This window comes from Actinomadura darangshiensis (assembly GCF_004349235.1).
Taxonomy (GTDB): domain Bacteria; phylum Actinomycetota; class Actinomycetes; order Streptosporangiales; family Streptosporangiaceae; genus Spirillospora; species Spirillospora darangshiensis.
In genome coordinates, this window is the sequence record NZ_SMKY01000003.1 from 69,545 (window position 1) to 93,036 (window position 23,492).

Genomic DNA, 23,492 nt, shown 5'->3' on the forward strand with positions numbered 1-23,492 from the left:
CACGGCTAGAACAGGAGCAATTGGTGCACTCGGTGCCTTCGGCGCAACCTTCCGAGCCCACCATCGCCAGCCTGCGCGACACCTCCGGAGACGGGTCAGGGGACTCCCTGGCGCGCTACTGGACGTTCTACAGGGCGGTGGCGGACGCCCAGCTCACCCGGTGGCTGCCGCGCAGGCCGTCCCGCGTGCTGGACGTCTCGGGAGGCCACGGACACAGCGCGGCCCAGGCCGCGGCGGCGGGCCACGCGGTGCTGGAGGTGCGCGACCCCGAACGTGCGAGACGCACGGGCCCGGGTGACCCCGCTCCGGGCCCCACCGCCGGCACCGTCCCGCTGATCGGCGACTCCGGGACGCTCTCCTACCTCGCCGACGCCTCCCTGGACGCCGTGATCGCCGAGAACCGCGTGCTGTCGCGCCATCTGGCCACCGAGGCCACGATCGGCGAGGTCGCCCGGGTGCTGCGCCCCGGCGGCCGGGTGCTGCTCTGCGTCGACTCCCTCACCCTGGGCATGGCGCTGCTGGCCGAGCGGAACTACTGGGCGCACCTGTCGGACGTCCCGAGCGCCGAGGTCGTCCTCGTGCCCTGGCCGGACGGGACGATCACGCGCTCCTTCTCGTCCCACCAGCTCCGCGAGCTGCTCGCCGAGGCGGGCCTGGAGGTCGAGTGGATCAAGCCCCGCACGGTCCTGTCACCGTCGATGGTGGAGCACGTCCTGACCGAGTCGCCAAGAGCCCTCCCCCGTCTGGTCCGCACGGAACTGAACGCCCACCAGACGGACGAGTCCCTGGGCATCCACCTCCTCGCAAGCGCCCGCAAACCCCGTTGACTTGCGGCGTGTTGCCGTTATGAGCGGTCGCTTGACGGCAACACGCCGCAAGTCAACGGCGGTCGTGCCTGGTCTGGCAGGGGAGGCAGCGGGCGGCGTCGGGGCGGACCTCCAGCCGGCCCTCGGGGACGGGGGCGCCGCAGCCGACGCAGCGGCCGTAGGCGCCGGCGGCGATCCGCTCCAGCGCCGCGGCCACGCCGCCGCGGTGGCGTTCGAGCGAGTCCAGCGCCGCCTCGACCCGGTCGTGGGCGGTGAGGACGGCGCCCGCGTCCGCGGCGGAATCGTCGCGCTCCGGGCTCTCCCCGCGCAGAATGGCGATGGAACGGTCCAGGTCGGCGAGCATGGCTTCGAGGCGGGAACGGGCGACGGCGGTGTCCACGGCGCTGCGAACTCCTCCCGGTGGGCCCCCGGCTCAGAACAAACTGTCGGAATGGTTGCCGGAACTATCCCCAGAAATCGCCGGATCTATGAGTTCCGGGCCGTTGTTTCGCACGCTGTTGACCAACTTTGACACCGGGTAGGCGTCCATTGTCCCGGCCATCGCGGGCACCAGCAGGCCGCGCACCTCCTCGGTGCCGGTGAGCGCGGGATCCAGCCAGGCGTCCCAGCGGTCCGGCTCGACGACCATCGGCATCCGGTCGTGGATCCGGCCGAGGTCGTCGGGCGCGTCGGTGGTGATGACGGTGCACGTCCACAGCCACTCGCCTGGTCCGATCTGAGAGGACGACCCCCCAGACCCCCCGGAACCGCCCTCGGGCGACTTCCACAGCTCGTAAAGGCCCGCCATCGCCATGACCTCGCCGTCGTTCGGGCGGATGAAGTACGGCTGCTTCTGCGGCTTCTTCTTCTTGGCCTTCTTCTCGCCCTCGGCCGGGTCGGGCGCGCCGTCCTGGTCCTGGAGCGTGTACCACTCGAAGTAGCCGTCGGCGGGCAGCAGGCAGCGGCGCCGGGCGAACGCGCGGCGGAACGACGGCTTCTCGTGCACCGTCTCGAACCGCGCGTTGATCATCCGGGAGCCGATCGAGACGTCCTTGGCCCAGGACGGGACGAGCCCCCACCGGACCGTCCGCAGCTGGCGCACCGCCGGCGCCTCGTCGGGTTCGTCTTTGGGCCGCCGGTTCAGAATGACCGGAACCTGCTTGGTAGGGGCCACGTTGTAGTCGGGCTGGATGTCCCCGTCGACCGCGTCGAGCTGCACCTGGAACTCGTCCAGCAGCTCCTGCCGCGCACGGGTGGTGGCATAGCGTCCGCACATGGGTCCCATCCTGCCGCGCTTGAGGCGCGGCGCGCTGGGCATGTAGCGGGTCATGCGACCCTTCACGACCCTGGCCCGCCCGTTCGTGGCGGCGCCCTTCATCATGTCCGGCCTGGACGCCGTCCGGGATCCGCGCGAGCGCGCCGAGCGGGTCGGCCCCGCGGTCAAGCCGGTCGCCGACCGCATCGACTGGCTGCCGAAGGACCCGGAGACCCTCGTCCGCATGCAGGGCGCCCTCAGCCTCGGCACCGGCGCGCTGCTGCTGACCGGCAGGTTCCGCCGGCTCACCACCCTGCTGCTCGCCGCGCAGATGATCCCCGCGCTGGCGACCGAGCACCGCTTCTGGACCGAGAACGAACCGGAGCGCCGCGCCGACGAGCGCTCCCACCTGCTGAAGAACGCCGGCCTGTTCGGCGCGCTGCTCATGGTGGCGACCGAGCCGCGCCGCTCGCCGCGCACCGCGGAGCTGCGCCGCGCGGCCCGGGAGACGCAGATCAAGGGCGGCGCCGAGGCCAAGGCCATGCGCCGCGAGGCCGCCGCCACGCTGCGGGACGCGCGCCGCGAGGCGGCCCGGCAGGTGCGCGTCGCCCGCGCCGAGGGCGGACGCAAGGCCGCGAAGAAGGCCGCGAGGCTGTCCAGGAGCGCGAACGCCGCCAAGTCGGCCGGAGCCTTCAAGATCGGCCGGCTCTCCCGTCGCGGCGGCGCCAAGGGCCGGGGCGGCGGTCCCTACCTGCAGGCCGGGAAGCAGGCCGGCAAGGCCGTGCAGACGGGCAAGGCCGCGGGCAAGTCGATCAAGGCCGGCACGGCGACCCAGGCCGCGAAGGCCGTGAAGGGCGCCAAGACCGTCAGGTCGGGCACGGCCGTCCAGACGGGCAAGGTCCTGCAGGCGGTCAAGCGCTGACCGACGCACTTTCCGAAGGAAACCTTAAAAGAGCCTCAAGAGCGTTGAACCGTGCGCCGCGATGGTCCCGTACTGCCAGGTGACCGCCTTCTCGCACGAGTATTCACGACGGAGACGCCCCGGCCATGGCAGTTCCCGGACCGACCGGCCGCCAGAGCGGCGGGTTGCGGAGCCTGCTCCGCCGCCCCGGCGCGGCGCGGCACGCGCAGCCGCACGACCCGCCCGTGCGCGACGAGGACATGGTGGCCGCGCTGTACCGCGAGTACCATCGGCCCCTCCTCGCGTTCGTCCTGCGGCTGACCGGCGGTGACCGCCCGTGGGCCGAGGACGTGGTGCAGGAGACCATGATCCGGGCATGGCGCAGCGCGGACCGGCTCGACGACCGGACGTCCTCGCTGATGCCGTGGCTGGCCACGGTCTCCCGGCGTATCGTGATCGACAACCGGCGGCAGCGCGAGGTGAGGCCGCCGGAGGTCGGCGACGGCCCCCTGGAGAACCTGCCGATGGCGGACGAGATGGACGCGCTGCTCCGCAAGGTGGTGGTGACGGAGGCGCTGGAGTCGCTGTCGCCCGCGCACCGGCAGGCGCTGCTGGAGACGGTGCTGCGCGACCGGACGGTGAACCAGGCCGCCGAGTACCTCGGCATCCCGGTCGGGACGGTCAAGTCACGCGTGTACTACGCGCTGCGCGCCTTGCGCGTCGCCTTGGAGGAGAGGGGGGTGACGTCATGAGTTCCCAGGTCGAGCACACCGATGTCGGCGCCTACGCGCTGGGCCTTCTGGAAGCCGGCGACCGGCATGCGTTCGAGGCCCATCTGCGGGTGTGCGGATCGTGCCAGGCCGAGCTGCGGGAGCTGTCCGGGGCGGCCGGCGCCCTGGTCGAGCTCGGCGGCGAGACCGCCGAACCGGGTCTGGAGGCGGGCGAGGACGAGCCGCCCCCGGCCCCGGCCCCGGTGATCGACATGATGCGGCGCGGCCGGCGCGCCGACCACCGCCGCTTCCGGCGCGCCGCGTACCTGGTGGGCGCCGCTGCCGCCGCCGTCGCGCTGGCCGCCGGCGTCGGGATCGGGACGGCGCTGAACGGCGACGGCTCCCCTGAGAAGCCGCCGCCCGCGCAGGCCATCACCGGCGACCGGTTCCACGCCGCGAACGCGAGCACGGGCGCGTCCGGGACGGTCGGCCTGGTCGACAAGGGCTGGGGCACGCAGGTCGGCCTGGAGCTGCGCGGCATCAAGGGGCCGCTGCGGTGCCACCTGGAGGCGGTGTCGCGGGACGGTGAGCGCAGTGTCGTCGCCGGCTGGCGCGTCCCCGACAAGGGCTATGGCGTGTCCGGCGCACCGAAGCCGCTGGTCATGCAGGGTGGGACGGGCCTCACCCGCGACCAGATCAGCAAGTTCGTCGTCCGCCTCGACGACGGCGGGACGCTGCTGACCATCCCGCTTTAATGCCCTCGGGCCCGCGGTCCCGGCCCGATAACCTTGGGGCATGTCCTCTCCGCACTGGTCCGCCCCGGTCGCCCATGCTCCGGTGGACGCCGCCGTGCCGCTGCCCGGCTCGAAGTCGATGACCAACCGGGCGCTGGTCCTGGCGGCGCTGGGCACCGCGCCGGGCCGGATCGTCCGGCCGCTGCGCAGCCGCGACACCGACCTGATGGCCGCCGCGCTGCGCTCGCTCGGTGTCGGCGTGGACGAGGACGGTGCGGACTGGCGGGTCCTGCCAGGAGAGCTGCGAGGCCCCGCCCGGGTGGACACCGGGCTCGCCGGGACGGTGATGCGCTTCCTGCCGCCGGTCGCCGCGCTCGCCGCCGGCGAGGTGTCGGTGGACGGCGACCCGCGCGCCCGCGAACGTCCGATGGGCCCGATCATCACGGCGCTGCGGACGCTCGGCGCGGCGATCGACGACGGCGGCCGCGGCGCGCTGCCCTTCACCGTGCGCGGGACGGGCTCGGTGAGCGGCGGCGAGGTCGTGATCGACGCGTCCGGGTCGTCCCAGCTGGTGTCGGGGCTGCTGCTGGCCGCGCCGCGCTTCGAGAAGGGCGTGGAGGTCAGGCACGAGGGGCCGCCCGTCCCGTCGGGCGCGCACCTGGCGATGACCGTCGCCATGCTCCGCGAGGCGGGGGCGGCGGTCGAGACGGACGAGAACGCCTGGCGCGTCGTGCCGGGGCCGCTGCACCGCGAGACATGGGCGATCGAGCCCGACCTGTCGAACGCCGCGCAGTTCCTCGGCGCCGCGCTCGTCGCGGGCGGCCGGGTGACCGTGCCCGGCTGGCCGGCGGAGACGACGCAGCCGGGCGACGCGCTGCGCGGCCTGCTCGCCGCGATGGGCGCCGAGGTGTCCCGCGGCCCGGACGGCCTCACCGTGCGCGGTACCGGCCGCTTCGCCGGGCTGGACGCCGACCTGCACGAGGTCGGCGAGCTGACGCCGGTGCTCGCGGCGGTCTGCGCGCTGGCGGACTCGCCGTCCAGGCTGACGGGCATCGCGCACCTGCGCGGCCACGAGACCGACCGGCTCGCCGCGCTGGCCGCCGAGATCAACGCGCTGGGCGGCGACGCCGCCGAGCTGCCGGACGGCCTGGAGATCCGGCCGCGCCCCCTGCGCGGCGGCGTGTTCCACACCTACGACGACCACCGGATGGTCATGGCCGCGGCCGTGCTCGGACTGGCCGTTCCCGGCATCGAAGTGGAGAATCCGGGCACCGTGGGCAAGACTCTTCCGAACTTCACCCGGCAGTGGGCGTCGATGCTCGCGCCCGCCTGACAGCAGGGACCGGACCACTGGCACGACGAACGAGCGACTACGACGAGGACGACGTCCGGGTGCGCCCCGGGCGCCGCGGGTCGCGTCCGCGCACCCGCCGCCGTCCCGCGCACGAGGACGCCTCGCCCGGGTTCGTGGCCGCGGTGGACCGCGGCCGGTACCGCTGCCTGGTGGACCCCGGCACCGGCGACGAGCGCGACGTCACCGCGATGCGGGCCCGCGAGCTGGGCCGCAAGGGCGTCGTCGTGGGCGACCGCGTCGCGCTCGTCGGGGACGTCTCCGGCGCCCCGGACACCCTGGCCCGGATCGTCCGGGTCGAGCCGCGCACGTCGTCGCTGCGCCGCACCGCCGACGACACCGACCCGTTCGAGCGGATCGTCGTCGCGAACGCCGACCAGCTGGTCATCGTGACGGCGCTGGCCGACCCGGAGCCGCGCCCCCGGATGATCGACCGGCAGCTCGTCGCCGGCTACGACGCCGGCATGGACCCGCTGCTCTGCCTGACCAAGGCCGACCTCGCCGACGCCGGCGGGCTGATCGCCGAGTACGCCCCGCTCGGCGTCCCCTACGTGGTGACCCGGCGCGGCGGCGACCTGGACGACCTCCGCGGCCACCTCGCCGGCCGGGTGAGCGTCCTCGTCGGCCACTCGGGGGTCGGCAAGTCGACGCTGGTGAACGCCCTCGTCCCGGACGCCGAGCGCGCCGTCAGCCACGTCAACGCGGTCACCGGCCGCGGCCGGCACACCTCCTCCTCGGCGATCGCGCTGCGGCTCCCCGGCGGGGACGGCTGGATCATCGACACCCCGGGCGTCCGCAGCTTCGGCCTCGCGCACGTCGGCCCCGAGAACGTGATCAACGCGTTCGAGGACCTCGCCGAGGGCGCCGCCGAACGCTGCCCGCCGCACTGCGACCACCGCCAGGAGAACTGCGGCCTGGACGCCTGGGTCGCCGAGGGCCACGCCTCCCAGGCCCGCCTGGACTCCCTCCGCCGCCTCCTGAAGGCCCGCGAAGACCCCGAATAGCGCACGACGGCGGGCGGCTCACGTCGGTATGGTCGGCTTCATGAGTCGGGTGATCGCGGCGCGTTACGAGCTGCTGGAGGCGCTCGGGCGCGGCGGGATGGGCACCGTGTGGCGGGCCCGGGACCGCACGCTCGGACGCGAGGTGGCGGTCAAGGAGGTGTCGCTGCCGCAGGGCCTGGACGAGTCGCAGGTCGAGCGCCTCTACGCGCGGACGTTCCGGGAGGCGCGGTCGGCGGCGCGGCTCGACCATCCCGGCATCGTGACGGTGTTCGACGTCGTGGAGGAGGACGACCGGCCCTGGATCGTGATGCAGCTCGTCCGGGCGGAGGGCCTGGACAAGGTCATCGCGCGGGAGGGGCCGCTGCCGCCGGCCCGGGTCGCGGCGATCGGGCTCGACCTGCTGGACGCGCTGGGCGCCGCGCACGCCGCCGGGGTCGTGCACCGGGACGTCAAGCCGGGGAACGTGCTGCTGCCGCGCGGCCGGGCCGTCCTCACCGACTTCGGGATCGCGACGATGGCGGGCGACGAGACCCTCACCCAGGCCGGCGCCGTCGTCGGGTCGCCCGCCTACCTGGCGCCCGAGCAGGCCCGGCACCAGAAGGCCACGCCCGCGTCGGACCTGTGGTCGCTGGGCGCGACGCTGTACGCGGCGGCCGAGGGGCGCCCGCCGTACCGGCGCCCGGACGTGTGGGGCGTGATGGCGGCCCTGCTGTCGGACGACCCCGACCCGCTCCGGCTCGCGGGCCCGCTCACGCCCGTCCTGTACGGGCTGCTCCGCAAGGACCCCGAGCAGCGGATGGGGCCCGGGGAGGCCGGGCCGCTGCTCCGCCAGGCCGCGCAGGTCTCGCCCGTCCCGATGCCGTCCGCGCCGCACAACGTGACGTTGCAGCCGCCCGCCCCGCCGACGACGGCCGAGTCGGGCGGGGCATCGACCGTCCCGCCGGCGCCGCGGCGGCGGGTGCGGTGGCCGCTGGTGGTCCCGGCGGGGATCTTCACGGCCGCACTCCTCGCCGCCGTCGTCTCGATCGTGGTGTTCGTCAACGACGGCGGGAACGACCAGCCGGGCCGCAGCGGCTCGTCGTCGCCGTCGTCGGGATCGAACTCATCGCCGGGATCGAGCGCCACCGTGCCCGCCGGTTACGACCTGTACCGCGGCTCGGTCTTCCAAGCGGCCGTCCCAAAGGGCTGGAAGAAGGACGCGACCGGCGACGACGCGACCTTCACTGAGTCCTCCCAGGGGGCGCGCGGAATCTCGCTCCAGCGGCTCTCCGCGGCCCTGTTCGCCGGCACTCCGGGGGACGCGCTCCGGTCGACGGCGGAGAGCTTCCAAAAGGACTCGGAGTACCCCGGCTACCAGCAGCAGAGGTTCACAAGGGACATCTCCTACATGGGCGGGGCGGCGGAGCTGGAGTTCACGTTCGAGGAGCACGGCAGGCCCGCCCGGTGCCGGATCCGGGTCTTCAAGTACGACGCTGCCTACTACCAGGCGCTTCTGGCGTCCGACGAGAAGGTCTGGGGCAAGACGCTCCCCTACTACGACACCTTCCTGAAGACGTTGCGGCCGCTGGCCTGACGACGGAAACGGAGACCGCCGGACGCCGGAGTCCGGTCGCGGCGACAATGGCCGCATGGAGCGGCGAACGGTGCTCAAGGCGACGATTCTCGGCACGCTGGCCGCCGCCGGGTGCTCGGAGGAGAACCCGTCCCCGCATGGCCGCCCGTCTTCGCCGCCTCGGCCGACCGGTCCGGCCGACTGGAACGCCCTGGAGCGCGGCCTGGACGGGAAGCTGGTCCGGCCGTCCGACGCCTCTTACGCGAAGGCCAGGCGGCTCTACATCCCGCGTTTCGACCGCGTCCGCCCGGCCGGCATCGCGTACTGCGAGAACCCGCAGGACGTCTCGGAGTGCATAGCGTTCGCGACGCTGAAGCGTATGCCGGTCGCGGTGCGTTGCGGCGGCCACAGCTATGCGGGCTGGTCCACGGGAACGGGTCTCGTCATCGACGTCTCCCCCATGGACGCTGTGAAGCGCGACGGGAACCATGCCGTCGTCGGCGCCGGGACGCGTCTGATCGACCTTTACGACAAGCTCGCCGCCGACGGCGTGAGCGTCCCGTCCGGAAGCTGCCCGACGGTCGGGGTGGCAGGGCTGACGCTGGGCGGCGGCCTGGGCGTGACGTCGCGAGCGTACGGGCTGTCGTGCGACGTCCTGGAGTCGGTCCAGGTCGTCACAGCGGACGGACGTGTCCTGACCTGCGACGCGCGGCAGAACGCCGACCTGTTCTGGGCGTGCCGGGGCGGGGGCGGCGGCAACTTCGGGGTCGCGGTGTCGTTCACGTTCCGGACGCACGAGGCCGGTGACGTGACGCCGTTCAGCATGCGCTGGCCCTGGTCGAGGGCCGCCGACGTGATCCGCGGCTGGCAGCGCTGGGCACCGGACGCGCCGGGCGAGGTCTGGACGAGCCTCCACCTCGACACGCGACCCGATCAGGGCACGCCGAGCATCGAGGTCACCGGCCTCGCACTCGCGGGCGCGGAGAAGCACATGGAGCGGCTGACGTCCGCGATAGGCGCGGATCCGGTGTCGTCCGGCGCCCGGAGCCGCCCCTACCTGGACGCGATGAAGTTCATGGGCGGATGCGCGGGCCAGACCACCGGCCAGTGCCACGGGCAGGGCGACCTCCCGGGTCTGCGAGCCGACGGCGCCTTCCCCCGGACCGACTACTCGGGAAAGTCGCACATCGCCTACAAGCCGCTTTCCGACGAGGCCATCGGCGCCCTCCTCGACCGCTTCGACGAAGGCGGCGACGTCGGCGACCGGTCGGTGCTCATGGACGCGATGGGCGCCGCGATAGCGCGGGCCGCCCCCGGCGACACGGCCTTCCCGCACCGGGAGGGCCTGTTCTGCGTCCAGTACCTCGCGCCCGACGAGTCCTGGCTGTCCGGCACCCACGACGCCATGGAGCCCCACCTGGGCGGGGCCGCCTACGTGAACTACATCGACTCCGGCCTCAAGGACTGGGGGCGCGCCTACTACGGCCCCAACCTGGACCGGCTCCGCAAGATCAAAGCGGCCCGCGACCCGGGACGGCTGTTCCGCTTCCCGCAGGCGGTCTAGTTCCGCGACTCCTCGAAGAGGCTGCGCGCCTTGGCCTCGGCCTCGTTCAGCGCCTGGACGTGCCGGGGCGCGAGCTCCTCCACGCACCGGGTCATCTCCTCGGTGACCTGGCTGAACGCGCTCTCCTCCGCGCCGCGCAGCGCCGCCCGGACGGTCGCCGACCGGGCCCCGAGCGCCGCCCACTCCAGCTCCAGCCGCGCCACGGCCTCGTCGAACGCGCGGGACGTGGCGGCGCCCGCGTCCTTCAGGTCGTCCGGAACCGGGCCGCGGCCCGACTTGCGGGCGTGGCCCGACAGGGCCGAGATCCGGCTGGCGAGCGTCAGGCCCTCGCGGGCCAGCGGCAGCACCTCGTGGATCAGGTCGGTGACGGCCTTCGCCAGCTCCTCGACGCGGGTCAGCAGCATCTGCGTCGCCTCCTCCAGCGCGGTGGAGGTCCGCTCGGCGACCAGCTCGGCGACGTCCTGCTGCTGCTTGGACAGCACCGGCACGACGTCGCGGTCGAGCCTGCGCCGCAGCTCCCGCTCCCGTGCGCCGGACTCCGCGCGGCCGGCCCAGTCGGCCCACACGCGCTCCATGCGCTCCTCGCCGGACGCGGCGATCTCGGAGGTGATCTCCTCCAGCGCCTCGCCGACCCGGGCCTTCAGGCGTTCCACGCGGCCGTACAGCGCCTCCCGCTTGAACGGGTCGTTGAGCTCGTTGAGCTGCGCCTGCAGCCGGCGGGACACGTCGATCGCGTGCTCGGCGAGGGGGACGAGGCGGTCGGCGAGCTCGTCGAGCGTCGCCGCCCGGCGCGGGTCGGTCAGCTCGGCCACCCAGTCGGGAAGGTCATGCGCCATGGCCCCCATGCTGTCACCCTCCGCCCCGGGAAAGGGGTCACCGCGGCCCGGCGCGCCTCGTCGCGGCGACCGAAAAGCCGGTTCGACCCGGGTAAGTGTGTCTGGACAGGCGGTGATCAGGGTAGCGTTGCACGCCGTGGCGGGCTATTCCGATGACCTGCGTCTCGCGCATGTGCTGGCGGACGGGGCCGACGACATCACGACCAGGCGTTTCCGCGCCCTCGATCTCGAGATCGAGACCAAGCCCGACCTGACGCCGGTCAGCGACGCCGACCGCAGCGTGGAGGAGCAGATCCGCGGCACGCTGAAGCGGGCCCGCCCCCGGGACGCGGTGCTCGGCGAGGAGTACGGCAAGACGGGCTACGGGAACCGCTGCTGGATCATCGACCCGATCGACGCGACGAAGAACTTCGTCCGCGGCGTCCCGGTGTGGGCGACGCTGATCGCGCTGATGGAGAACGACGAGATCGTCGCCGGGGTGGTGTCGGCGCCCGCGCTCAACCGCCGCTGGTGGGCGGCCAGGGGCGGCGGCGCCTGGACGGGCCGGAGCCTGACCCGCGCCACCCGCATGAACGTGTCGTCGGTCGGCGACCTGTCGGACGCGTCGCTGTCGTTCTCCAGCCTGAGCGGGTGGGAGGAGCAGGGCCGCCTCACCCATTTCCTGGAGCTGACCCGGTCGGTGTGGCGGACGCGGGCGTTCGGCGACTTCTGGTCGCACATGATGGTCGCCGAGGGCGCGATGGACGTCTCCGCCGAGCCGGAGGTGTCGCTGTGGGACCTCGCGGCGCTCCAGGTGATCGTGGAGGAGGCCGGCGGGATGTTCACCGACCTGACCGGGGTGCCCGGTCCGGACGGCGGCAGCGTCGTCTGCACGAACGGCAAGCTGCACGCCGAGGTCCTGCGCACGCTCGGTGGCGGGCAGCTCTCGCTGCGAATCTGACCGGGCGCCGCCTGGCGGTCCGCACGACTCGCGACATATCGTGGAACAGCGGTCGCGGGACGGCCGTTGTCCTAGATGGGCGGCCCGTAAACGGAGGTACCAGATGTCGACCCAGACCAAAGTAGTGATCGGCGGAGTCGTCGTCGGCTTCCTGACCCTGTTCGTCTTCCCCTGGTGGCTGAGCGCGCTGATCATCCTCGGCGTCCTCGGCGCACCGCTCGTGGGGTACATGATGCTCGACCCGTCCCAGCGCAAGCGGGTGCGGGCCCAGGGCCGCAAGCGCCTCGGGAGCTGATCCCGAGCTCTGGTGGCGGAGACACGGGTCGGCGTGGTCGGCGCGGGGATACTCGGGCTGGCGATCGCGCGCCGGCTGACCCGGACGCGTCCGGACGTGAAGGTGACGGTCCTCGACAAGGAGGACCGTGTCGCGGCCCATCAGACGGGCCGCAACAGCGGCGTCGCCCACGCGGGCCTGTACTACGCCCCGGGCTCGCTGAAGGCGACGCTGTGCAGGCGCGGGATCGGCCTGCTCAAGGAGTATTGCGCCGACCGGAACCTGCCGTACGAGGAGTGCGGCAAGGTCGTCGTGGCCCGCGACGCGGCGGAACTGGCCGCCCTGGACGAGATCGAGCGCCGCGCCACGGCGAACGGCGTCCCGGGGCTGCGCCGCCTGACGGGCGGCGAGCTGAACGAGATCGAGCCGCACGCGGCAGGCGTGGCGGCGCTGCACTCGCCCACCACGGCGATCGTCGGCTTCCCGGCGGTCGCCCGCGCGTTCGCCGAGGACGTGGCGAAGGGCGGCGGCGAGGTCCGGCTCGGCTTCGAGGTGGTCCGCATCGGCCGGGCGGGCGACCGCGTGAGGGTCGCCTCACCGCATGAGGAGCTGGCCTTCGACCGGCTGGTGGTGTGCGCGGGCCTCCAGTCCGACCGGGTGGCGCGGCTGGCGGGCGACTCCCCCGCCCCGGCGATCATCCCGTTCCGGGGCGAGTACTACCGGCTCGTCCCGTCCCGGACGGACCTGGTCCGCGGCCTCATCTACCCCGTCCCCGACCCGCGCTACCCGTTCCTCGGCGTGCACTTCACCCGCCGGGTGGACGGCGGCGTGGACATCGGCCCGAACGCCGTCCTGGCCCTGGCCCGGGAGGGCTACCGGTGGCGGGACGTCCGTCCGGCCGACCTCTGGGAGACGCTCCGCTGGCCCGGCTTCCGCCATCTCGCCCGGCAGCACTGGCGGACGGGCGCGAAGGAGCTGTACGGCTCGGCGGTGAAGCGCGCGTTCGTCGCCGAGGCGCGCGGCTTCGTGCCCGGCCTCACCGTGGACGACGTCGTCCCGGCGCCCGCCGGGGTCCGCGCGCAGGCGGTGGACCCCGACGGCTCCCTGGTCGACGACTTCCGCATAGGACGCCTGGGCCCCGTCACCACCATCCGCAACGCACCGTCCCCGGCGGCGACGTCTTCCCTGGCCATCGCCGAGCACGTCGCCGAGCGGCTCTAGTCCCAGAGTTTGCGCTCGTCGCCGCGCGGGTCGTGGACGAGCGCGTCCGACGGGTCGCCGAAGGTCTGCACGGCCCGCGTCGAGGGCTCGAACGGCTCCCAGCCCGGGTCGCCGTCCACGGCGAAGCGGACCCAGGCGCGGTGCATCCGGTCGGCGAGCGCCTGCGGCGGGTTCGGGCCGGTCATGCCCTCGCGCTCGGCGGTCAGGTTGTCGAACACGAAGCCCAGCTCCAGGGCGTGGCAGGCGCCGAGGTCGTGGTTGGGCGACCGCCACGCGAACTCGTACATCCACGTCCGGCCGCCGGCCGCGGTGTGCCCTGCGGCGGTGCGGTTGGCGGGGATGCGGAACAGGTGGTCGGTGATGATCGTCGCCATCAGCTCGCCGGCCGCCATGTCCGGGTGGCGGTCGCGGTAGGCGGCGGGCAGCCCGGGCGGGACGCCCATCCCGGCGGTGGCGCCGCCGACCAGCTCGTCGGTGAGGCTCGCGGCGAGCCCGGTCGGCATCAGGAAGAACCGGAACTCCTCGGACGTGTAGCCGATGAGCAGGCCGGCGTCGCGTCCGGCGCCGCCGGCGATGGCGTCCTCGGGGCGGCGGGTGAGCAGCTCGCCGTCCAGCACGGGGGTCAGCGACATGCCGCCCGCCGCCGTGGTGGCGCCCCAGCGGCCGGGGTCGGGCAGCAGGGAGACCTCGGCGGCGACGGCGTTCTGCACGGGGATGATCGCGGCGGGGTCGAGCGCGGCGAACGCCTCGGCGGTCGGCTCGACGCCGAGCCGCGCGGCCATCTCCCCGGTGACGAGCAGGGCGTCGGCCGGGTCCTGGGCGATGTTGCCGGCGCCGCTCTGCGCGATGGCCCGGTGGAAGAGCCCGAGGTCGAGGGAGAGCAGGGTGGTGACGCTCATCCCGCCGGCCGACTCGCCGAACACGGTGACCCGGCCTGGGTCCCCGCCGAAACCGGCGATGTTGCCGCGGACCCACTCCAGCGCGAAGATCTGGTCGAGCAGCCCCCGGTTCAGCGGCGCGCCGGGCAGGTTCGCGAAGCCCTCGACGCCGAGCCGGTAGTTGATCGTCACGCAGACGACGCCGTCGCGGGCGAAGTTGCGGCCGCTGTAGACGGGCAGGGCGCCCGACCCGTTCCGGAACGCGCCGCCGTGGATCCACACCATCACCGGGAGCCCTGAGCCGCCCGGCTCCGGCGTCCAGACGTTCAGATTGAGGCAGTCGTCGCCCGGGACGTCGGGGTCGGGGATCAGCGAGTCGAACGGCCTGGGATAGCCCGGCTTCGGGGCGGTCGGCCCGTACTCGACGGTGTCGCGGACGCCGTCCCACGGCTCCGGCGGCTTCGGCGGCCGGAACCGGTTCGGCCCGAACGGCGGCGCCGCGTAGGGGATGCCGAGGAAGGCGGTGACGCCGTCCCGTTCCGTGCCGCGCACCTTGCCGTAGGACGTCTGAACGACCGCCGCCATGCCGCCGCCTCCGGTTCTAGAACGAGGTTCAATAAGCAGAGCGTACGGGACGGACCCGATCCGGCGGAACGCCCCGCCTCACCACGCGGGCGTCACCCGTCTCCGGGACGCAGCATCCGGGTGAGGTAGTCGCGGGCGAACGCGCGGATAGCGGCGTCGTCGTCCAGTGCAAGCCCGCCGCCCGGCAGGAGCAGCAGCGAGACCGCGAGCCGCAGCAGCACCTCGGCCACGGTGTCGTGGTCCGCTGCGTCGGCGGGACGGGCGCGGCGCAGCCGGTCGGCGAGGATGTCGCGGGCGGCGAGCATGACCGCGCCGCCGTTCATGCTGAGCTGCGGCAGGAACGCCTCCGGCTCGCTCTGCAGCACGCGCGTCATCAGCGGGTGCGTGCGGGCGCTGCGCAGCCCGACCACGAAGCCCTCGACCACGGCGTCCTCGGGTGATTCGAGATCCTCGGTGGCCGCGGCGATCGCGGTGAGGAAGCGGCGGCACTCCCGCAGGATCACCGCCTGGAGCAGCTGCTCCTTGTTGGTGAACCGCCGGTAGATCGTGGTGCGCGCGGCCCCGGCCCGCTTGGCGACGTCCTCGACGCTGACCCGGCGCAGCCCGTAGGTCTCGAACTCCGCGAGCGCGGCGTCCAGGATGCGGGTGTCCAGGTCGTCGGCGCCGGTCTCCGGGGCCGCCAGCCGGTCCCGCAGCGCCGCCGTGGTGGTCGCGTCCAAGGTCATGACCGCACCCTAACCGGCCCGGGCACCCGGTTCACGCCACCGGATGAAACAGAGTTACAATAATCGTTGTTCTGTAGTTCTGTCTCGGACTCCCGGCGGTGCACATGACGGATCGGCCCGACGCGCAGACCCCGGCCCCGCTCGGGCCCGGGTCGCTGACCTGGCGCTACTTCGGCGACACCCGGATGATCCTCGTCGGGCCCAGGGCGCCCGTCCTGCAGAACATGCTCCCCGCCCTCGGCCAGGGCGTCCTCGACCATTCGGTGTTCTTCACCGACACGTTCGCGCGGGTGAAGCGGTCCACCGGACCGATCCTGGACACGGTGTACGGCGCGGAGCGGTCCGCGGAGACGGGCCACAAGGTCCGCGACTACCACCGCGACATCAAGGGGACGATGCCGGACGGCTCGCGCTACCACGCGCTCGATCCCGAGACCTACTACTGGGCGCACGCGACCTTCCTCGACAACATGCTGTACGGCATCGAGACGTTCATCAGGCCCCTGGGCGAGGCCGAGAAGCGCCGCATCTACGAGGAGTCCAAGACCTGGTTCCGGATGTACGGGGTCAGCGACCGGGTCATGCCGGACGACTGGGAGGCGTTCCAGGCGTACTGGACGCGGATGCTGGACGAGGAGATCGTCCCGCACAAGACCGCCCGGTACGGCGTCGGCTACGTCAAGAAGGGCCTGCCCGCGCCGCCGAAGGTCCCGGCGCCGGTGTGGCGCGCGGTGTCGCCGCCGCTGAACGCGGTCGCCCGGTTCCTCACGGTCGGCGGCATGCACCCGCGCATGCGCGAGCTGCTGGACCTGCCGTGGAGCGCCGCCGACGAACGCCGCCACCACCGCTTCGCGAAGGCGGTCCGGGCGGCGAACCGCGTCTGGCCCCTACTCCCGGAAGCGGCCCGCTACCTCCCGCAGGCCCGCCGAGCCTTCCGCCGAGCCCGCCCCCGGTGAAGGGTCAGGAGCGGATGCGGGCGTCGTAGGCCTTGCGGGCCTCCTCGTCGTACTCCAGGAAGATCTTGTCGAGGCCCAGGCGGCGGGACGTCGCCTGGCGGACCCTCTCCGGCAGCAGCGCGCCGATCCGGACCTGGCGGCCCAGCTTCTTCGGGACGACGGCCTGCGGGCGCGGCTTGCCGATCAGGTCGACGACCGCCGCGGCGATGTCCTCCGGCTCGCAGTTCTTCTGCCCCTTCGGGCTGTCGGTCCCGGCGACCAGCTCGGTGTTGGTGAACGTCGGCAGGACGGCGCTGACGTGCACGCCCCTGTCTTGCACCTCCAGCCGGGCCGCCTCGGTGAATCCGACGACGGCGGCCTTGCTGGCGTTGTAGAGCGCGAGGCCGGGGGTGAACATGACGCCGGCGAGCGAGGCGATGTTGATGATGTGGCCCTTGCCTTGCGGCAGCATCTTGCCGAGGGCGAGCTTGGTGCCGAGCATCACGCCGTGCACGTTGATGTCGAGGCAGCGGCGGGCGTCGGCGTCGCTCTCGCCGGTGACCGGCCCGATGGGCATGATCCCGGCGTTGTTGATGACGACGTCGATGGTCCCGGCGGCCTCCTCGGCCCGGTCGAGGAACGCGGTGAACGACTCGCGGGACGTGACGTCCACGGTGAGGCCGGTGACGTCCAGCGACTCGGCGGCCTCCTTGACGGCGGCCTCGTCGATGTCGCCGATGACGACGGTGGCGCCCTTGGCCTTCAGGGCGCGGGCGGTGGCGAGGCCGATCCCCCGCGCGGCCCCGGTGATGACGACGACCTTGCTCATGACTGCTCCAGACGGTCGAGGCGGACGGGCAGCCCGTCCTTCGGCGAGGGAAGGGAGGTGGTGTCCAGGGGCCATTCGTACCGCGCCGGGACGCTCCAGCGATAGCGCCGCAGCACCTGGTGCAGGATCGTCTTCACCTGCATTCCGGCGAAGTACAGCCCGATGCACTTGTGCGCGCCGCCGCCGAACGGCGCCCACGCGTACTTGTGGACCTTGTCCTCGCGGCGCTCCGGCGAGAACCGGCCCGGATCGAAGCGGTCGGGGTCGGTCCACCAGTCGGCCATGTGGTGGTTGCTCAGCATCGGCACCACGACGGCCGTGCCCTCGGGGATGTGGAAGCCGAGGATGGAGGTGTCCTTGACGACCTTGCGCGGCAGCGCCGGGACGGGCGTGACCATCCGCATCGACTCCTTCATCACCATGTCGATGCCGGTGAAGGCGTCCAGGTCGTCGTAGCCGGGCGGCGCCTCGCCGAGGTCCAGCGACTCCTCGCGCAGCCGCTCCTGCCACTCGGGGAACTTGGCGAGGTAGTACGCCATGGTCGTCAGCGTGATGGTGGTGGTGTCGTGCGCCGCCATCAGCGCGAAGATCATGTGGTTGACGATGTCCTCGTCGGTGAACCGCTCGCCGTCGTCGGTCTCGGCCTGGCAGAGCGCGGCGAACAGGTCGTCGCCGCCGTCCCTGCGCTTGGCGGGCAGGTGCCGGTAGAAGAACTCCTCCAGCACCGCCCGGGCTTGCAGGCCCTTGTGCCAGCGCAGCCCCGGGACGGAGAACCGGACGTAGGCCGTCCCCGCCCGGACGGCGTCGATGAACGCGCCGTTGACCCGCGCGCGCTCTGCGTCGTCCAGTTCGACGCCCATGAAGACGTCCACGGCGAGGTCGAGCGTGAGCTTCTTGATGTGGTCGTAGACGGTGAAGCCCTGGCCGGGCTCCCACGCCTCGACGCCCTTGATGATGCCGGGCGCCATGGCGTCCATGTAGGCGCGCAGCCGGGGGCGGGTGAACGCCTGCTGCATGATGCGGCGGTGGTGCAGGTGCTCCTCGAAGTCCAGGAGCATGATGCCGCGGTTGAAGAACGGGCCGATGAAGTAGCTCCACGCGGGCCCGTTGGCGAACGCCTTGTCCCGGTTGACCAGGACGACCTCGGCGGCCTCCGGCCCGTGGACGGTGACCATCCGCTGGCCGAGCAGCCAGCCCCACGCGACCGGCCCGTACTCGGCGTACCGCTTGCGGGCCATCCCGATCGGGTCGCGCATCACCGCGAGCGTGCTGCCGATGTACGGGACGCCGGGCACGCCGGGGACCGGTTTCAGGCCGCTGCCCTGCGGCGGCGGCGCGAGGACGCTGGTCATGACACCTCCGGGACGCCTGCAACAAAAAATCGAAATCTGTTGCTTTGTTCTAACGTAGCGGACGGCCGTAAGTCCAGACTTATCCGGCCTTGAGTAGCCTGCGCCGGGCCGTGTCGGTCAGCGGCCGGTACGCGCCCGCCTTGTCCCGGTAGTAGGCGAGCCCGCCGCCCGCGGCCGGGACGCCCTCGTCGCGCAGCGGGGCCGTGCGCAGCCGCCGCCCGGCCGTGACGGGCACCTCGTCCACGATCCGGACGACCGCCGGCCGCAGCCCCGGCTCCACCCGCAGCAGCGCCTCCGACAGGTCGACGGGCTTCAGCTCCGCCGCACCGCGCAGGCTGACGGCCGCCGCGGCGATCTCCGTCTCCCCCACCGGGATGCCGTAGACGGCCACGGTGTCGACGTAGGGCAGGTCGCCGAGCGCGTCCCTGATCGGTCCGGGCGGGACGATCCCGTCGGCCGTGCGGATCAGCTCGCCCTCCCGTCCGACGAGCCAGTAGTCGCCGCCGGCGTCCCGGCGGAACAGGTCCCCGGTGATCGTCCAGGCGTCCTCGGGCCGGAAGACGCCCCGCACGGGACGGGCCGCCGCGCCGATGGCCGACAGCCTGACCCGGGCGAGCAGCATCCCGATCTCGCCGGCCTCGCACTCGATCGCGAACCCGTCCGGCCCCTCGCCGAGCCGGCCGTTCTCCAGGTCGTAGCGGGCCAGCCGCACCTCGGCGCTGCCGGGCAGCGGCCGCCCCAGCGACCCGGGCTTCTTCCCGCTGAGGTTGACCAGCACCGACTCGCCCTCGGTCGAGGCGTAGAACTCCAGCACCCGCGCCGGCGCGAACCGGTCCTCGACCCGCCGCCACAGGTTGCGCGGCATGCCGGAGCCGATGAACAGCCGGACGGCGTGATGCCGCTCGGCCGGGTCGGGCGGGGCGTTCACGAGGTCGCGCAGCAGCGTCCACGTGTAGGACGCGACGGTCACGCCGTAGCGGCGCGCCTCGTCCCAGAAGGTCTCCGGGTCGTACGCGCTGGCGAGGGCGAGCCGGGCCCCGCCCGCGACGGCGCCGCCCAGGCTCATCAGCAGCGCGGACGGGTGCTGGAGCGGCGTGATGCTGTACACGGTGTCGGCCGGCGACAGGGCGGCCGAGGAGGCGGTCCCGAACGCCGACAGGGCCCACCGCCGGTTGGTGATGCGGCTCGCCCGCAGCTGCTCCCCGTCCCCGCGGAACACCACGAACGCGAGGTCCCCGGCGCGGCCCGGGTTCGGCCGGTACCACCCGGGCACCTCGACCTGCTCGGGGTCGATGGTCTCCATGTCCATCAGCGGGCCGCGCTCACCGCGCCCCGCCGCGCCCAGCAGATGGGTCCGCACACCGTCGAGCCGCGCGGCGCGCGCCGCGTGCTCGGGATCGGCGATCACCCGGGTCACCCGGCCGAGCCGGGCCTCCGCCTCCAGATCCCCGTCGGACCGCAGCAGCACCGCGACGGCACCGAGCCTGCTCAGCGCGGCGACCAGAGCGAGGGCCGTGGGCCGGGTGCCCATGAGCACCCCGACCGCGTCGCCCCGCCGCACCCCGATGTGGATCAGCCCGCGGACGACGGCGTCGATCCGGCGCTTGGCGGCCTCGTGCGTGTACGGCCGTCCCCGGTAGAGGAAGAACACCTCGTCCGGCATGCGGCCGGCCTGCTCGTCCAGGAGCAGGCCCATGGACATGCGGGTGTCGGACTGGATGCGCTCCAGCCGGGCCAGCCGCGGAAGGTTCTGCGCGGCCTCCCCCGACAGCTGCCGCGTCCCGTGGACGACCTGCGAGGCCGTCCGGTAGGCAGACCGCACGGCACTGGTGCCGACGCCCATCGCCAGTTGCAGCCCGTAGCCGGCGGCGCCGCCGGGCAGCCCGGCGGACGCGGCCTCCTCGTCCCCGGTGACAGGCGCGACGATCTCCGGCAGGCCGTTCCCGCCCTCCCGCCACTTCGCCCACTCCGCGACCGCCGGCCACGTCCGCGCGATGGCGAGGCTCCCCACCACGAGCCCGAAGTGCCCGGCGCGCAGGGACGCCTCGTACACCTGGGCGCGCGGCGCGGCCCGCCGGATCCCGCGCACCATGGGCGGCGCCGCGATCTCGTCCACCTCCCCGACGAACGTCAGGACGGGGCAGGTGATGTCGGCGAGCGTGACGAGCCGGTCGCCGATGACGAACCCGCCGGTCAGCATCCGGTTGTGCTGGATGAACTGGCGGATGAACTCCGCCAGCGCCGGGCCGGGCCACGACACCCAGCCCTCCCGCTCCAGGAACCGCCGCTGCCGCTCCCGCGGCGCGAGCCGCTCGCGGTCGTGCAGCTGCAGGATGAAGTCGACCCGCGAGCGCACCGACTTGACCGGGCTCAGCGCCTGGAACCCGAGCCGCGTCACCCAGCCGGGCACCGCGAAGCCGCCGAGCACCCAGTCGGGGATCCGCTCGACGCCCTCGGACGCCAGCCAGCTCGGCAGCCCGAACGGCAGGCCGACGCTCGTGTCGGCCGGGCTCCCGAAGGTCACCACCGACTCGATGCCCTCGCTGCGCCGGTACGCGGCGGCCTGGTACACGAACATGCCGCCCTGCGAGTACCCGGCGAGGTGCACGTCCCGCCCGGTGACGGCCCGGATGCGGTCGACGGCGTCGCTGACCGCGAGCACGTGGTCGGTGATCGTCCGCTCCAGGCCGCCGGGCTCCCGCTCGGGCGCCCCGAAGTCCACCACCCAGGGGTCGACGCCGCGGTCGCGCAGCACGCGCACCGCGCTGACCCGCGAGGAGATGTCGTACACCTCCGCGGTGATCATCAGCGGCGGGACGAGCAGCACCACCGGCCCGCCGCCCGAGTCCGGGAAGTAGTGCCGCAGCCGGTACACCCGCTGCTCGGTCACCACCTCGCACGGGGAGGCGTCCTCGTCGGTGTCGAACCCTCCGAAACGGGCGACCTCCAGGGCGTTCTGAGCGGTGGAGCCTAGGCGTGCACCCAGGCGAAACAGGCTTCTGGCAACAGACGGCATCGTCGACCTCTCGCAGCGTCAACGCCATGTTGTCCTGTTATCACCGGCTTTAGCAATCAGCGGACGATGCGCGCGCCCTCCAGGTGGCCGCCCTGCAGCCGCTCCCACATGTAGCGGCGGCGGGGCTTGCCGCTGGACGTCCGCTGGATCAGCCCGGTACCCACGACGATCGTCAGCTCCACGTCGTCGCCGACCCGCCGGCGCAGCGTCTCCCGCACCCTCGGGACCCACGACTCGTCCTGCGTCTCCGCGAACAGGGCAAGACCCTTCCGCCCCGCCCCCGGCACGCCGACCACGGCGACGCGTCCCTTCCCGAGCCCGCTGACCTCGGCGATCTTCGACTCGATGTCCTCCACGTAGACCGACCGGCCGCGCACCTTGATGCTGTCGCCCATCCGCCCGAGGACGAACAGCTGCCCCTCGTGGAAGAAGCCGGCGTCCCCGGTGTAGACCTTCCCGTCCATGAACCGGGTCGACTTGGCCTCGGCCCCGGCGAAGTACCCCGGGCACGCGGACGGCCCCCCGACCACGATCTCGCCGAGCAGCCCGTCCGCCAGTTCGCGGCCCTCGTCGTCGACGATGGAGACGGGCACGTCGTCCTCGGGCGTCCCGCACCCGACGACCCATCCCGCCTTCGCGCCGAGCGACTCCGGCCCGAGCGAGTGCTGGTCCAGGATCCGCACGGGCTGCCCGAACGCCAGCGCCTCCGGGTCGGGCCGGACGGCCAGCGGGTCGCGCGGAGCGCCGTCCATGGTGACGAGCAGGGTGGTCTCCGCCATCCCGTAGGCGGGCTTGAACATCGACCGCGAGAACCCGAACGGCTCGACGAGCTGCGCGAAGACCTCCAGTGCGTGCGGGTCGATGGGCTCGGCGCCGATCAGCGCCATCTTCCACCCCGACAGGTCGAGCCCCTCCAGCTGCTCGGGCTTGACCCGCCGCGCGCAGTACGAATACGCGAACGGCGGCGCCGCCGTGTGCGCCGCCTCGCCGAAGCACCGCAGCCACCGTGCCGGGTCCCGGATGAAGTGGTCGGGCCGCATCAGCTTCAGCGTCCCCTGCCGCACGATGGGCGTCAGGAAGCAGCCGATCAGCCCCATGTCGTGGTACAGCGGCAGCCAGGACGCCACCACGTCCTCGTCCTCGAACCCGGCCATCCGCGAGATCAGCTCGATGTTGGCCTCAAGGTTCTCCCAGGTGACCATGACGCCGCGCGGCGCGCCGCTGGACCCGGACGTGAACTGCAGCAGCGCCAGCTCCCCGGCCGGCTGCACCCGCACCTCCTCGCCCTGCCGGGGCCGCCACGGCTCCCCGTCCATCCCGGCCTGCCGCATGGCCCGCCCCGCGTAGTCGGCGAGATCCTCGGACGCGACGACCAGCGACGGCGACGCCTGCCGCAGGATCGCCGCGACGTGCGCGACGTAGTCGTCCCCGTCCTGGAAGAGCGGCGGCGTGATCAGGCACACGGTCGCGCCCGCGGCCCAGACCGCGAAGTACGCCTCGACGCAGGTGAAGTCCGTGGGCAGCACGAGGCAGACGACGTCGCCCGGCCGGACGCCCTCCTCGACCAGCGCCCCGGCGGTGCGCCGCGCGGCGGAGGCCAGCTCACCGTAGTCGCGGAAGTCCCAGCCGCCGTCGTCGGCCGCCAGGTGGACACCGCGTCCGGTGTTCGGCTTGTCCAGCCAGTCGCGCAGCGCAGATGGCATCGTGTCCCCTTAGCAGGAAAGGCTCGCGGGCCCGTATATGACTCGCCGGTAACTTCACCAGGACGGCACGGTTCCGTCAACCGCGCGAATCAGCAAAGAGACCGGCCGGTCATTTGGCGATGTCCCACAACGAAGACGTCACCCGTCACCCCCGCCGAGAAACCGCCCGAACCCGTATAAATCGGGCCACGCCACGCCAGCCGAGCAGCGTCAACCCCAGGAACACGGAGGCCACCACCACGAAGGCGAAGGCCGTCCCCTGCCCGGACACGACCCGCAGCACCATCCCCAAGGCCACGGTCGTCACCCCTGTCTCTTATA

General features: G+C 73.1%; 22 protein-coding genes. 12 read left to right on the top strand and 10 right to left on the bottom strand.

Translation table 11 applies throughout. The features are described 5' to 3' along the window. The first annotated feature begins 23 nt into the window (after positions 1 to 23). Positions 24 to 827 carry a class I SAM-dependent methyltransferase gene (locus E1293_RS01375; protein WP_341770166.1) on the top strand — a complete coding sequence of 268 codons (804 nt, stop codon included), beginning with the start codon at positions 24 to 26 and terminating at the stop codon, positions 825 to 827. Between the two features lie 52 nt (positions 828 to 879). Here the strand turns inward: E1293_RS01375 and E1293_RS01380 are convergent, their stop codons facing one another. Together E1293_RS01380 and E1293_RS01385 are read right to left on the bottom strand one after the other, a co-directional pair. After that, positions 880 to 1,206, bottom strand: a complete 327-nt coding sequence (locus E1293_RS01380; RefSeq protein WP_165978038.1) for a TraR/DksA family transcriptional regulator — start codon at positions 1,204 to 1,206, stop codon at positions 880 to 882. Between the two features lie 33 nt (positions 1,207 to 1,239). After that, positions 1,240 to 2,082, bottom strand: coding sequence for an SOS response-associated peptidase (locus E1293_RS01385; RefSeq protein WP_165978039.1), 843 nt, complete (start codon positions 2,080 to 2,082; stop codon positions 1,240 to 1,242). Positions 2,083 to 2,134: 52 nt separating this feature from the next. Here E1293_RS01385 and E1293_RS01390 point away from each other — a divergent pair, with 52 nt between their 5' ends. The 7 genes from E1293_RS01390 (at position 2,135) to E1293_RS01420 (ending at position 9,877) form a co-directional block, all read left to right on the top strand. Beyond that, positions 2,135 to 2,983 carry a DoxX family protein gene (locus tag E1293_RS01390; RefSeq protein ID WP_132192898.1) on the top strand — a complete coding sequence of 283 codons (849 nt, stop codon included), beginning with the start codon at positions 2,135 to 2,137 and terminating at the stop codon, positions 2,981 to 2,983. 125 nt (positions 2,984 to 3,108) lie between these two features. Further along, on the top strand, positions 3,109 to 3,714 hold the full coding sequence (locus E1293_RS01395) for a sigma-70 family RNA polymerase sigma factor (protein WP_132192900.1): 606 nt from the start codon (positions 3,109 to 3,111) through the stop codon (positions 3,712 to 3,714). Beyond that, complete coding sequence (locus tag E1293_RS01400; protein WP_132192902.1) at positions 3,711 to 4,427, top strand: anti-sigma factor family protein; 717 nt, start codon at positions 3,711 to 3,713, stop codon at positions 4,425 to 4,427. The genes E1293_RS01395 and E1293_RS01400 overlap by 4 nt, the downstream gene beginning before the upstream one ends. Before the next feature lie 40 nt (positions 4,428 to 4,467). Beyond that, positions 4,468 to 5,739, top strand: a complete 1,272-nt coding sequence (gene aroA / locus E1293_RS01405; protein WP_132192904.1) for a 3-phosphoshikimate 1-carboxyvinyltransferase — start codon at positions 4,468 to 4,470, stop codon at positions 5,737 to 5,739. A gap of 17 nt (positions 5,740 to 5,756) precedes the next feature. Next, positions 5,757 to 6,761, top strand: coding sequence for a ribosome small subunit-dependent GTPase A (gene rsgA / locus E1293_RS01410; RefSeq protein ID WP_132192948.1), 1,005 nt, complete (start codon positions 5,757 to 5,759; stop codon positions 6,759 to 6,761). 40 nt (positions 6,762 to 6,801) lie between these two features. After that, positions 6,802 to 8,334, top strand: coding sequence for a serine/threonine-protein kinase (locus E1293_RS01415; protein WP_243715955.1), 1,533 nt, complete (start codon positions 6,802 to 6,804; stop codon positions 8,332 to 8,334). A gap of 55 nt (positions 8,335 to 8,389) precedes the next feature. Then, on the top strand, positions 8,390 to 9,877 hold the full coding sequence (locus E1293_RS01420) for an FAD-binding oxidoreductase (protein WP_132192908.1): 1,488 nt from the start codon (positions 8,390 to 8,392) through the stop codon (positions 9,875 to 9,877). Here the strand turns inward: E1293_RS01420 and E1293_RS01425 are convergent. Further along, positions 9,874 to 10,713: a hypothetical protein gene (locus E1293_RS01425; RefSeq protein WP_132192910.1), complete on the bottom strand. Its 840-nt coding sequence runs from the start codon at positions 10,711 to 10,713 to the stop codon at positions 9,874 to 9,876. The two genes, E1293_RS01420 and E1293_RS01425, sit on opposite strands and share 4 nt — an antisense overlap. A gap of 136 nt (positions 10,714 to 10,849) precedes the next feature. Here E1293_RS01425 and hisN point away from each other — a divergent pair, with 136 nt between their 5' ends. From hisN to lhgO, 3 genes are all read left to right on the top strand, one after another. Continuing rightward, a complete protein-coding gene (gene hisN, locus E1293_RS01430; RefSeq protein WP_132192912.1) occupies positions 10,850 to 11,653 on the top strand; it encodes a histidinol-phosphatase in 804 nt (267 codons plus the stop codon). A gap of 103 nt (positions 11,654 to 11,756) precedes the next feature. Continuing rightward, complete coding sequence (locus E1293_RS01435) at positions 11,757 to 11,948, top strand: hypothetical protein (RefSeq protein WP_132192914.1); 192 nt, start codon at positions 11,757 to 11,759, stop codon at positions 11,946 to 11,948. A 9-nt stretch (positions 11,949 to 11,957) separates the two neighbouring features. After that, positions 11,958 to 13,148 carry an L-2-hydroxyglutarate oxidase gene (gene lhgO / locus E1293_RS01440; RefSeq protein WP_424923581.1) on the top strand — a complete coding sequence of 397 codons (1,191 nt, stop codon included), beginning with the start codon at positions 11,958 to 11,960 and terminating at the stop codon, positions 13,146 to 13,148. Here lhgO and E1293_RS01445 read toward each other — a convergent pair. Then, positions 13,145 to 14,611 carry a carboxylesterase/lipase family protein gene (locus E1293_RS01445; protein WP_132192918.1) on the bottom strand — a complete coding sequence of 489 codons (1,467 nt, stop codon included), beginning with the start codon at positions 14,609 to 14,611 and terminating at the stop codon, positions 13,145 to 13,147. The genes lhgO and E1293_RS01445 overlap by 4 nt on opposite strands. 92 nt (positions 14,612 to 14,703) lie before the next feature. After that, positions 14,704 to 15,336, bottom strand: coding sequence for a TetR/AcrR family transcriptional regulator (locus E1293_RS01450; RefSeq protein ID WP_132192920.1), 633 nt, complete (start codon positions 15,334 to 15,336; stop codon positions 14,704 to 14,706). A 104-nt stretch (positions 15,337 to 15,440) separates the two neighbouring features. Between E1293_RS01450 and E1293_RS01455 the strand changes: the two genes are divergently transcribed. Continuing rightward, on the top strand, positions 15,441 to 16,292 hold the full coding sequence (locus E1293_RS01455; protein ID WP_132192922.1) for an oxygenase MpaB family protein: 852 nt from the start codon (positions 15,441 to 15,443) through the stop codon (positions 16,290 to 16,292). Positions 16,293 to 16,296: 4 nt separating this feature from the next. Here E1293_RS01455 and E1293_RS01460 read toward each other — a convergent pair whose 3' ends face one another. From E1293_RS01460 to E1293_RS50105, 5 genes are all read right to left on the bottom strand, one after another. Next, positions 16,297 to 17,100, bottom strand: a complete 804-nt coding sequence (locus E1293_RS01460; protein WP_132192924.1) for an SDR family oxidoreductase — start codon at positions 17,098 to 17,100, stop codon at positions 16,297 to 16,299. Beyond that, positions 17,097 to 18,452, bottom strand: a complete 1,356-nt coding sequence (locus tag E1293_RS01465) for a cytochrome P450 (protein WP_132192926.1) — start codon at positions 18,450 to 18,452, stop codon at positions 17,097 to 17,099. The genes E1293_RS01460 and E1293_RS01465 overlap by 4 nt, the downstream gene beginning before the upstream one ends. 79 nt (positions 18,453 to 18,531) lie before the next feature. Continuing rightward, positions 18,532 to 21,468: an AMP-binding protein gene (locus E1293_RS01470; RefSeq protein ID WP_132192928.1), complete on the bottom strand. Its 2,937-nt coding sequence runs from the start codon at positions 21,466 to 21,468 to the stop codon at positions 18,532 to 18,534. A gap of 56 nt (positions 21,469 to 21,524) precedes the next feature. Next, on the bottom strand, positions 21,525 to 23,171 hold the full coding sequence (locus tag E1293_RS01475) for an AMP-binding protein (RefSeq protein ID WP_132192930.1): 1,647 nt from the start codon (positions 23,169 to 23,171) through the stop codon (positions 21,525 to 21,527). Between the two features lie 145 nt (positions 23,172 to 23,316). Continuing rightward, on the bottom strand, positions 23,317 to 23,478 hold the full coding sequence (locus E1293_RS50105) for a DUF3054 domain-containing protein (RefSeq protein WP_132192931.1): 162 nt from the start codon (positions 23,476 to 23,478) through the stop codon (positions 23,317 to 23,319). Positions 23,479 to 23,492 lie beyond the last annotated feature (14 nt).